This window comes from Streptacidiphilus carbonis (assembly GCF_000787775.1).
GTDB lineage: Bacteria > Actinomycetota > Actinomycetes > Streptomycetales > Streptomycetaceae > Streptacidiphilus > Streptacidiphilus carbonis.
In genome coordinates this window covers 291,434-301,781 of record NZ_BBPM01000001.1, presented here as the reverse complement: position 1 = coordinate 301,781, position 10,348 = coordinate 291,434, and the positions used below count along the sequence as shown (strand labels likewise).

Genomic DNA, 10,348 nt, shown 5'->3' with positions numbered 1-10,348 from the left:
CCGCGACGGAACCGTCAGGCGGCGAGCCGCTGGGCCTGGCGGATCAGCTGGTCCGCCTGCCACTCCAGAGCCGCGGCCCGGTGCGGGTCGACGCCGTCGTGGTGGAACGCGGCGCCGTCCAGCAGCGTCACGATCCGGTCGGCCAGCCGGTCCCGTGCGGTCCCGAGGGCGGCGAGGCTCGCCTCCGTCGCGGTGTACCGAGCGTCGCCGGGGCTGGTCGAGGAGACCCCGCGGTTGGACGCCACCAGCGTGGCGGACGCGAAGGACCCGACTCCCGCGTCGAGCTGCTTGTACGCGGCGGCGAGCCGCTGGTAGGCGTTCAGGTGGTCGGCCAGCGAGTCGGGCAGCGCGTTGCGGTCGATGAACTCGGTCAGCACCCGCCCGTCGCTGCGGTAGCTGTCCCTCAGCCCGAGCAGCGCCAGCATCGTGGGCCTGATGTCGGTGTGGTCGGACCACACCTTCCCGGTGGTGCCCAGCCTGCGGACGCCCGGACCGACCAGGCCCAGCCAGGTGGTGTTGATGTCGCTCGCGAAGTCGCCGTGGTTCCAGGCGAAGGCCGGGCCGAGGGCCACGCACGGCGAGGCGCAGTTGTTGGCACCGCCGTAGACGTAGTAGTTCGGGTCCGCGAACGAGGTGAAGGTCGGGGTCCGTAGCGGGTCCCCGCTGACCATGTGCAACAGCTTCATCTCGGTCTGGTCGGCCAGGTAGTTGTTGATCCTCCCGGACGTCCCGGTGATCGGGTTGACCGCCGTGACCTTGGACCACGCCTGTTCGAAGCTGCGGGTCACCGGAGCGGTCTGGGCCGGGTTCCCGGTGAGGTAGAAGTTGGGTGCGGAGTCCGCATGCACCTTGAACGGGGTGGTGACGCCCTGCTGGGTCGCCAGCAAACCGTTGGCGTTCGCGTTGACCTCGCCGATCTGCCGGTAGGTGCAGGGGACGGTCACGCCGTCGCAGTCGGCCGGGCTGGGCGCGCCGCCCACGAAGTGGTCGTTCTCGTCGGCGGTGACCACGAACAGGGTGTTCGAGGAGTTGATGCCGTCCTTGGAGAGCCGGGTGAAGAAGCTGCCGAAGGCGTTGTCGTACGCCTTCAACTGCGCCACATAGCCGGCCTCGCCGGGCCCGTAGGCACCGCTGTCGGCACCGTGCTGGTCATGGGCGTCGGAGATGTAGGCGTAGGTGACCGGGACGCCGGACTCCTGCATCTGGGCCACGTACCCCAGGGAGTTGTTCGCCGTCATGGCGTCGAAGCCCGGGAAGCCGGGGTTGCCGTTCGGGTCGGTGATCCGCTTGCCGTCGGTGGAGTCCACCACGCCGTTCGCGGCGATGGCCGGGTCCACGGCCTTGGCGCCGTACAGCGCGCTGTAGCCGTTGTAGCCGCCGGGCTCGTCGGGGAGCGGGTCGGCGCTGGTGCCGCCCTTGGCGCAGACCGCGGAGGCCTTGGCGCAGTGGATGCCGATCCCGACGTAGTCGGCCTGGGCCTTGGCGGGGTCGGCCTTGGCCTCGGCCGCCTCCGGTGAGGTGGCGCCGAAGACCTTGTTGATGTCGACGGTGGTGTTCTCCAGGATGGTGTTCGCCGCCGACACCGCACCGAAGTCACAGCCGGCCTTGGTGTACGCGGTCCACGGCGCGGGGGTGTTCTTCCCGGCCTGGGTGGTCATCGTGTAGGCGGAGTCGCTGGGCGTGGGCACCGAGCTGTCGGCCACCCCGTCGGTCCAGTACGCGAAGGTGCTGGCCGAGTTGGTGGTCCCGTCCGGGTTGTAGTACCGGTACGCGTTGGAGACCGGCTGGCCCTGGTCGCTTCCGTAGAGGCCGGTGAGCGAGGTCAGGATGTCGTTGCCGGTGTGCGCGATCAACGGGGTGTGGTGGTTGCTGTCGACCACACCGTTGCTGTTGAGGAAGTTGAGCAGATGGGGCATCTGTTCGAGGTCCGAGGGGACATGTGGGTTGTCCCTGGTCAGGTGGACATTGTCGAACTGCAGATAGATCACATGGCTGACGTCGCGCCCGCCCGCGGACAGCCGGCAGCCCGAGGTGCTGCCGCCACCGCCCTGCCCGTGCTGCGGCCCCGCCGCAGCCGAGGCGCTGGTGCCCGAGACGGCCCCCAGCCCCAGTCCGGCGGCCAGCGCCAGTGCCACTACTCTTCCCTTGCGCATCCTGCTCCCTCCCTGGACGCGATCACGCGCCACCGATGGACGCGCGTAGAGGAGGATGGCACAGGCTGTCCGGCAGCAACAGGGGGCACAGTCCCATCACAGGTGATCAGGAGATGAACTGACGGCCGATCACACCGGATCGAAGGCCAGGACGCGTTCGACCGCCGCCTGCCCCGCGGGCCCCCAGCTCGGCTTGCCGCCGGGGAGTCCCAGCTCCCCGGCCCGGCCGACGGAGAGCAGGCCGAGGCAGGCACGCAGGGCCCAACCGCGGGCGCGGCGGACCGACGCCTCGTCCGCGACCGCGTAGGTGTCGAGGAAACCCGCCGCCGCGCCCTCGGGGAGGAGCAGCCAGGCGGCTCCGAGGTCCGTCGCCGGATCGCCGGCGCACAGCTCGCCGAAGTCGACCACGCCCGCGAGCGTCCCGTCGGCGACGACCACATTGGCGGGGTGCAGGTCAGCGTGGATCCACAGCGGCGGGCCGTCCCACTCGGGGGCGGCGACGGCCTGGTCCCAGACCTTCCGCATCCCGGCGACGTCGATCCGGTCGGCCCAGTCGGCCGATACGGCTTCGACTCCCCGGTCGAACCCGTCCGTCACCGCCTTGAGGGGAATCCCGCGGTCCGGACTGAGCGGCGCGTCCGCGGGGGCAGGCCGGTGCAGCGCCCGGAGGAAGCCCGCCAGCGTGTCCGCGGCCTCCGGCCCGCGACCGACCGGGGTGCGGTCGGCCGGTTCGCCGGGCACCCAGCGCACCACGGTCCAGGGCTCGGCGAAGCGGACGGACGGCTCACCGATCCGCGTCGGGGTCGGCACCGGCAGCGGCAGCCGCGGGGCCAGCTCCGGCAGCCAGCGGTACTCCTTGCGCAGCAGCTCCCCGGCCCGCTCCGTGGCGTACGGCAGACGGACCGCCAGGTCGTCGCCGAGACGCCACAGTTCGTTGTCCCAGCCGATGGCGGCCCGCCGGAGGTCCAGTCCGGCCAGATCCGGATGCTGGTCCTCCAGCAGCGATCGCACCAGTCCCTCATCGATCTCCGTACGGTCCATCGCCCCACTCAATCACCAACAGCACCGGCTCCGCCGTCGGTTGCCCCGAGCAGGGTGAGTTCCACCGTGCCCGGACCGGCCGGGGTGGTGCCGTCGGCGATGACGGCGAGGGCCAGGGCGTTGGTTCCGCGCGGGTCGAGGATCCCGGTCGGCAGCACAAAGGTGTGCTGGGGGCCGACGTCGTTGATGTACTGGCCCAGGTTCCAGCCGTTGAGGAACAGTTGGACCCGGTAGGCCCTCGCCGGGTCGTCGGTGAGGGTGAGCCCGAGCGAGGCGTCCAGGTGGTCCGGGATCCGCAGCCGGAACTCGGTGCGGTACCAGCTGACGCCCTGTCCGGCCGCTGCGGCCGGGAGCCGGGTCCTCGACCAGCCCCGGTCGTCGAAGCGCGGCAGGTGCCAGCCGTTGCGCTCGCCGTGCAGGCCGCCGGAGTTGAGCGGGCCCCGCAACGGGTCGGCCGCCGTGACCGAGGCGGTGTCCGCTCCCTGGATCCGCCATACCGGCACCGGGGCGCTGCCGCTGTTCAGCGTGAAGGCGGCCGAGGTCAGGCCGCGGGCCGACTTCTGCGCGTCATTCGCCCCGCCGTCCTCGGAGTGGCCCATCGGCCGGACCAGTACGGACAGCACATGGGCGCCGTCGCCCTGTTGCGCCGCCGGGAGCGGCAGTGACGCGGTGGCGGTCCAGGTCTGGGTGGTGGCCTGGGCCAGGGTCGGCACCGGCATCCGGTGCGTCCCCAGCGGGACGCCGTCCAACCAGGCCATCAGCAGGCCCTGGGTGCCGCTCTGGTACGACAGCCGGATCGCGGCGGCGTCACTGGCCCCGGTCCAGGCGGCCCGGTACCAGACGTCGCCGTAGTGGAAGCCGTAGTCGTCGGCGAACAGCACCGGACCGCCGGCCGGCACCGGGGTGGAGCTGAAGCTGGTGGTCCTGTCCGCGACCGTCCAGCCCGAGTCGTCGTAGCCGGGCGCCGACTCCGGGTTCCCGGCGGCGCTGCGCCAGCCGGCCAGTTCCGGCAGCTCGATCGTCGGCGGACCGGACAGACCCCGCCGGGCGACCAGGCTGCCGGAGGGGCTGCTCCGGGTCTGCACGGGTTCGCCGTTCCAGGTGATCCGCTCGATGCCCCGGGGCGCCCAGACCTCCAGGTCGCTCGCGGCCGTGGTGTCGCCGGTCAGCTGCAGCACCGGGCCCTTGGCGCGGGCGGTGCGCAGCAGCGCCGGGCCGCGGACCAGCGCGGTCCCGGTCGCGGTACGGGTGGGCCACAGGGTGGCGCAGGCGTCGTCATCGGCCAGCAGCAGGAGCAGCGGCACCGGGTCGGCCCCGCCGCTGACGCCCAGCCGGGTCAGGCCGCTCAGGGTGGCGTTGACGGTGAGTAGCGCGGTGCTGGAGTCGTAGCTCCAATCCGCGCTGCCCTCGAGCAGGTTGACGACCGGCTGGGTCGCGCACTCCAGCGCCAGCCGCACCGGCGTGCCGGGCCGGCCGACCAGCAGGCCGACGTCCTGGCGGCCGATCCGGCCCTGCAGCATCGGCTGGGCGGTGGTGTGGTGCATCCGCCGTGAGCCCAGGGCGAGCCCGGTGCCGAACAGCACCGCGTCCTTGGCGCCGAGCTGGAGCGGCACGGTGAGCGTGCCCTCGGCGACGGCCAGGTCCAGGGTGGTGCTGACGGCCGCGGTGTGGTCGTTGCGGGCCACGTAGACGTGCGCGGCGGTGTCGGGGTTGGTCAGGTGATACACCTTCAGCGTGGCGTCCGCCGCCGCGGTGTCGGCGGCCCGGTCCAGCTTGGCCAGGTCGGGGACGGCGGTGAGCAGGCCGCCGATCTGCTTCATCGGGGTGGTCTTGGAGGTGGGGTTGCGGGCCTCGTCGATGGCCGCGCCGTAGTCGTAGGAGGTGTAGACGACCGGGGCGGGCAGCCAGCCCCAGGAGGTTCCGCCGAAGGCCATGTAGACATTGTGGATCTTGATGCCGTTGGCCAGGTTGGTGAGGTAGAAGCGCCGCTCATAGCCCGCGTCGCGGGTCGCCCTGGCCCCCGTGTACCCGGCTCCGGCGAACTCGGCGCCGCCCCAGCAGTCGAACCAGCCGCCGCCGAACTCGGCCATGAAACCGGGGGTGTCCGGGCTGGCGGTGGCACCGCCCTTGCTGCCGCCGGCGCCGAAGTAGCCCCAGTCCGGCGGGGTGGACGAAGGCGAGGGGTAGCCGTCGAAGGCGTAGAGGTAGCGGCCGGTCTCGGCGCCGTCCGGGCCGCTGGCGGGGAAGGAGCCCGGGGTCCAGTAGCCGTTGCGTCCCTTGTCGTTGTGGAACAGCGGCACGGTGATCCCGTCGGCCCGGACCTTGGCGTAGAGGTGCGCCAGGTAGTTCTTGCCGGTGCTCCCGGAGATGTACGAGGCGTACTCGTTCTCCAACTGGTACAGCACCACCGTGCCGCCGCCGGCGGTGTACTGGCGCGGCGCGATCACGGCGTCCACGGCGGACAGGTACTCGTCCACGTGGGCCAGGTAGGCAGCATCGTCGGTACGCGCCGTCCCGGTGCTTGCGAGCAGCCAGCCGGGGTAACCCCCGGCGTCCACCTCGGCGTTGATGTAGGGGCCGGGGCGGACGATCACATAGAGCCCGGCCCTGGCCGCGTCGTCCAGGAACGCTCCCAGATCGCGCACCCCGGTGAAGTCGTAGACCCCCGGGGCCGGGGAGTGGTAGTTCCAGGCGACATAGACGCTGATGGTGTTGAAGCCGCTCGCTCTGAGCTTCTGCAGCACGTCCGGCCACAGCTGCGGGCTGGGCAGCCGGAACGGGTGGATCTCACCGGACCAGACCGGCACCCGCTCACCGTCGATGAGCAGGGAGTACTGGTCGAAGGCGACGGTACCGGCGACGCCGTCCGCGGTCGGCCCGGCCGCTGCGGCGGGCGCCTCCGCCGCCGCGGCCGGGCCTGCGCCCAGGGGGAGGCCGGTCCCGATCGCGAGGCCGGCGAGGGTACCGCCGCCGAGTACGGTGAAACGCCTGCGGCTGAACTCCATGAATCCTCCACCAGAGCACATAAATCGCCAGACCAGCCCACGGTCACTCAAGAACCAACAAGGACCGTAGGTCTGACTCCACCTCAGGTCAATGCATCGGACACGCTTCCTTCGGTGCCTTCGTCCGGGCCTTCGTCCGGGCCTTCGTCCGTGCTGCCATCCGTGCTCCCGTCCGTGCGTACGTCCGTGCTGTGCAGCCAGCACAGCGCCTGGTGCCCGCCGCCCACCTCCACCGCCGGGGGCCGCTGGGCGCAGATGTCCATCACCGAGGGGCAGCGGCCGCGGAACGGGCAGCCGCCCTCGGTGGTGGCCTCGCGCTGCTCGGCCGCGCGCCGGGCGCGCTGGTCCAGGCGCTCCCGGCGCGCGGTCCTGGCCTGCTCCCGGGTGGCCCCGGTGCTGGGCGCGGACTCCGCCAGCAGCCGGGTGTACGGGTGGGCCGGGTTGAGGATCACCTCGTCGCTGGGCCCCCGCTCCACCACCGTCCCCCGGTACATCACCATCACCTCGGAGGAGAAGTGCCGTGCGGTGGCCAGGTCGTGGGTGACATAGAGCAGCGCCAGCCCGTGCCGCCGCTTCAACTGGTCCAGCAGGTTGAGGATCTCCAGCCGGATCGAGACGTCCAGCATCGACACCGGCTCGTCGGCCAGCAGGATCCGCGGCTCGGGCGCCAGCGCGCGGGCGATGGCCACCCGCTGCCGCTGGCCGCCGGACAGCTCGTGCGGACGCTTGGCCGCCATGTCGGCCGCGGGGGTGAGGTTGACCGACTCCAGCAGCTCCCGGACCGCGGTGTCGGCCTGGGCGCCGCGCCGGGTGCGGCCGGTGGCCAGCAGCGGGCGGCGCAGATGGTGGTCCACGGTGTGGGCCGGGTTGAGCGAGGCGAAGGGGTCCTGGAACACCATCTGCACGGCGCGACGGTAGGCGTCGCCCCGGGTCCGCGCCTGCCCGCCCAGCCGCACAGTCCCGGAGCTGGGCCGCTGCAGCCGGGCCAGGGCTCGCACGACGGTGGACTTGCCGCTGCCGCTCTCCCCCACCAGCGCCAGGGTCTGCCCGGCGCGCAGGCCGAAGGAGAGGTGGTCGACGGCGCGCAGCGGCCTGCCGCCGCGCTGCGGGTAGTCGACGGTGAGGTCGGCCACCTCCAGCACCGGGGCGTCGGCCGGCTCCGCCGCGGGCACACCCGGCTGCGGTGGCGTGGTGGTGCTCATCGGATGGCTCCCTGGAGTCCGTGGAGGTGGCAGGCGGCGCTCCAGCCGGTGCCCCGGTCGAGGTCGAGCAGGGCCGGGTGCTGGTCGGAGCAGGGCGCGAAGACCTGGTCGCAGCGGGCCGCGAAGGGGCAGCCCGGCAGCTGTTCGCGCAGGTCGGGCGGGGTGCCGGGGATCCCGCGCAGCTCCCGGCGGGCCCCGGCCAGGTCGGGGAAGGAGCGCAGCAGCCCCTGGGTGTAGGGGTGGGCGGCGGCGCTGACCAGGCCCTCGGCCGGGGCGTACTCGACGAACTCCCCCGCGTACATCACCGCCAGCCGATCGCTGATCTCCAGCAGCAGGCTGAGGTCGTGGGTGATGAAGACGACGCTGAAGCCCAGCTGCTCGCGCAGCCGCTCCACCTCGTCCAGGATCTCCCGCTGGACCACCACGTCCAGCGCGGTGGTCGGCTCGTCCATGATCACGATCTCCGGCTCCAGCGCCAGTGCCATGGCGATCACCACCCGCTGGCGCATCCCGCCGGAGAGCTCGTGCGGGAAGCTGCGCACCCGGGCAGGGTCGATGCCCACCAGGTCGAGCAGTTCGCCGGCGCGTTGCCGGCGGCGTTCCGCGGTCCAGTCCGGACGGTGGGCCCGGAAGATGTCGTCGAACTGGCGGCCGACGCTGGTGACCGGATTGAGCGCGTTCATCGCGCTCTGGAACACCATCGACTGCCGGTTCCAGCGGAACTCCCGCAGCGCCTCCCCCTCCAGCGCCAGCAGGTCCGTCTCCACCCCGTCCCGCGAGCGGTGCAGCACCCGGCCACCGGTGAGCCGGGCCGGCGGCTTGAGCATCCGGCTGATCGCGTACGCCAGCGTGGACTTGCCGCAGCCGCTCTCGCCCGCCACCCCCAGCAGCTCGCCGCGCCGCAGCTCGAAGCTGACGTCCCGGACCGCGCGGGTGGGGCGCTCCCCCGCATACTCCACACTGAGGTGCTCGACGCTCAGCACCACGTCGGCGTCGCCGCTCATGCCTCGGCTCCCTTCTTCTGCAGCCGGGCCTTCTGCTGCAGGCGGCCCTTCTTCTGCTTGGGCTCGTGGTAGACCCGCAGCCGGGGGTTCAGCAGTTCGTCCAGGCCGAAGTTGACCAGCGAGAGCGCCGCGCCGACGGCGGCGATGCACACCCCGGGCGGTACGAACCACCACCAGTAGCCGCTGGACAGCGCCTCCGCGTTCTGGGCGAAATAGAGCATGTTGCCCCAGGTCAGGTCGAGCGGGTTCTCCAGCCCCAGGAAGGCCAGACCGGCCTGGGTGAGGATGGCGAACACCACCGCGAAGATGAACTGGGAGATGATGATGGCCAGTTCGTTGGGCAGGATCTCCACCAGCACGATCCGCCAGCGGCTCTCCCCGTAGACCCGGGCGGCCAGTACGTAGTCGCGGCTGCGCAGCGACAGGGTCTGCGCCCGCAGCACCCGGGCCGAGGCGGCCCAGCTGGTCAGCGCGATGATCAGCACCGTGGCCGGCATCCCGCCGCCCTTGGCGTAGGCGGAGACCACGATCACCAGCGGCAGCCCGGGGATCACCAGGAAGACATTGCTGAGCAGCGACAGCGCCTCGTCGGCCAGCCCGCCCAGGAAGCCGCCGCCGATCCCGATCACGATCGACACCACCGTTGCCACCAGCGCCGCCGCCACCCCGATGAACAGGGTTCCGCGGGCGCTGACGACCAGTTGGGCCAGCACGTCCTGGCCGAGCTGAGTGGTGCCGAGCCAGTGCGCGGCGGAGGGCCCCTGGTTGAGGTCGGCACTGACCGCGTTGGGGTCGCCGACCAGGAACGGGCCGATGATCGCGGCCAGCGCGAACAGCACCAGTACGGTCAGCCCGGTGACCAGCCGGCGGGAGCGCAGCAGCCGGCGCAGCCGGCCGGGGCCCGGGGCGGCGGTGGGCACCGCCGGGTCGGTGAGCAGGGCGGCGGTGGTCGTCATCGGGCCTGCCTCGTGCGCGGGTCGACGAAGCCGTAGAGCATGTCGACGATGAAGTTGGCGGCCAGCACCGCCATGGTGATCACCAGGAAGACCGCCTGCATCAGCGGGTAGTCGTTGTTGCCCACGGCGCTGAGCAGGGTGAAGCCCATCCCCGGGTAGGAGAAGACGATCTCCATCACCAGCGACCCGCTGACGATGAAGCCCAGCGAGATGGCGAATCCGGCCACGCTGGGCAGCACCGCGTTGCGGGCCGCGTACCCGATCATCACGGTGCGGGCGCGCAGTCCCTTGGCCTCCGCGGCGGCGACGTAGTCCTCGGAGAGGGTGGACACCATCATGTTGCGCATGCCCAGCAGCCAGCCGCCGACCGAGCTGAGCACGATGGTGATGGCGGGCAGGAGAGCATGGCTGAAGGCCGAGCCGATGAAGGCCCCGTTCCAGCCGATGAAGGTGTCCGGGCTGTAGCCGCCGCTCTGCGGGAACACCTGGGTGACCTGGGTGAGCAGGTAGAGCAGCAGCAGCGCCAGCCAGAAGTAGGGGATGGCGGTGAGGAAGGTGGTGACCGGGACCAGGTTGTCCAGCCAGGTACCGCGCTTCCAGCCGGCCAGCGTGCCCAGCGCGATCCCCAGCACCACGCTGATCAGCGTGGCCAGACCGACCAGCAGCAGGGTCCACAGCACGCAGCTGCGCAGCACCGTGGTCACCGGGGTGGGGAAGTAGCTGATGGACAGGCCGAAGTGCAGCTGGGCGACGGAGGTCAGGTAGTCCCAGTACTGGGCCAGGATGTTGCCGTGGCCCAGACCCAGCATCTTGGCCACCGCGTCGTGCTCGCCGGCGGGGACCGGGCCCTGCTGCTGCATCCGGGACAGGATGATCTCCACCGGGTCGCCGGGGATCAGCCGCGGCAGGGCGAAGTTGAGGGTGACGGCCAGCCAGGCCGCGATGGCGTAGAAGCCGAGTTTCCTGAGCAGGTAGCGCATACCGGAG

Annotated in this window: 7 protein-coding genes; all 7 read right to left on the bottom strand. The window is 71.8% G+C overall.

Translation table 11 applies throughout. The annotated features are described in order from the left end of the window. Positions 1–14: 14 nt before the first annotated feature. Complete coding sequence (locus TR46_RS01320) at positions 15–2,153, bottom strand: hypothetical protein (protein WP_152626247.1); 2,139 nt, start codon at positions 2,151–2,153, stop codon at positions 15–17. Between the two features lie 129 nt (positions 2,154–2,282). Continuing rightward, complete coding sequence (locus TR46_RS01315) at positions 2,283–3,194, bottom strand: aminoglycoside phosphotransferase family protein (protein ID WP_042392085.1); 912 nt, start codon at positions 3,192–3,194, stop codon at positions 2,283–2,285. 8 nt (positions 3,195–3,202) lie between these two features. Further along, positions 3,203–6,199 carry a glycoside hydrolase family 35 protein gene (locus TR46_RS01310; protein ID WP_042392083.1) on the bottom strand — a complete coding sequence of 999 codons (2,997 nt, stop codon included), beginning with the start codon at positions 6,197–6,199 and terminating at the stop codon, positions 3,203–3,205. Between the two features lie 83 nt (positions 6,200–6,282). After that, the gene (locus tag TR46_RS01305; RefSeq protein WP_084717706.1) at positions 6,283–7,401 is read right to left on the bottom strand and encodes an ABC transporter ATP-binding protein; all 1,119 of its coding nucleotides are present in this window, start codon (positions 7,399–7,401) and stop codon (positions 6,283–6,285) included. Then, the gene (locus TR46_RS01300) at positions 7,398–8,405 is read right to left on the bottom strand and encodes an ABC transporter ATP-binding protein (protein ID WP_042392081.1); all 1,008 of its coding nucleotides are present in this window, start codon (positions 8,403–8,405) and stop codon (positions 7,398–7,400) included. The genes TR46_RS01305 and TR46_RS01300 overlap by 4 nt, the downstream gene beginning before the upstream one ends. After that, on the bottom strand, positions 8,402–9,361 hold the full coding sequence (locus tag TR46_RS01295; RefSeq protein WP_042392079.1) for an ABC transporter permease: 960 nt from the start codon (positions 9,359–9,361) through the stop codon (positions 8,402–8,404). Before TR46_RS01295 ends, TR46_RS01300 begins: the two co-directional genes overlap by 4 nt. After that, the gene (locus TR46_RS01290; protein WP_042392077.1) at positions 9,358–10,341 is read right to left on the bottom strand and encodes an ABC transporter permease; all 984 of its coding nucleotides are present in this window, start codon (positions 10,339–10,341) and stop codon (positions 9,358–9,360) included. Before TR46_RS01290 ends, TR46_RS01295 begins: the two co-directional genes overlap by 4 nt. Between the last annotated feature and the right edge of the window lie 7 nt (positions 10,342–10,348).

What these genes read in the sequence shown, in the direction of transcription:
- TR46_RS01320 (WP_152626247.1), bottom strand. Translation starts at nt 2,153, where the DNA reads ATGCGCAAGGGAAGAGTAGTGGCACTGGCGCTGGCCGCCGGACTGGGG.
- TR46_RS01315 (WP_042392085.1), bottom strand. Translation starts at nt 3,194, where the DNA reads ATGGACCGTACGGAGATCGATGAGGGACTGGTGCGATCGCTGCTGGAG.
- TR46_RS01310 (WP_042392083.1), bottom strand. Translation starts at nt 6,199, where the DNA reads ATGGAGTTCAGCCGCAGGCGTTTCACCGTACTCGGCGGCGGTACCCTC.
- TR46_RS01305 (WP_084717706.1), bottom strand. Translation starts at nt 7,401, where the DNA reads ATGAGCACCACCACGCCACCGCAGCCGGGTGTGCCCGCGGCGGAGCCG.
- TR46_RS01300 (WP_042392081.1), bottom strand. Translation starts at nt 8,405, where the DNA reads ATGAGCGGCGACGCCGACGTGGTGCTGAGCGTCGAGCACCTCAGTGTG.
- TR46_RS01295 (WP_042392079.1), bottom strand. Translation starts at nt 9,361, where the DNA reads ATGACGACCACCGCCGCCCTGCTCACCGACCCGGCGGTGCCCACCGCC.
- TR46_RS01290 (WP_042392077.1), bottom strand. Translation starts at nt 10,341, where the DNA reads ATGCGCTACCTGCTCAGGAAACTCGGCTTCTACGCCATCGCGGCCTGG.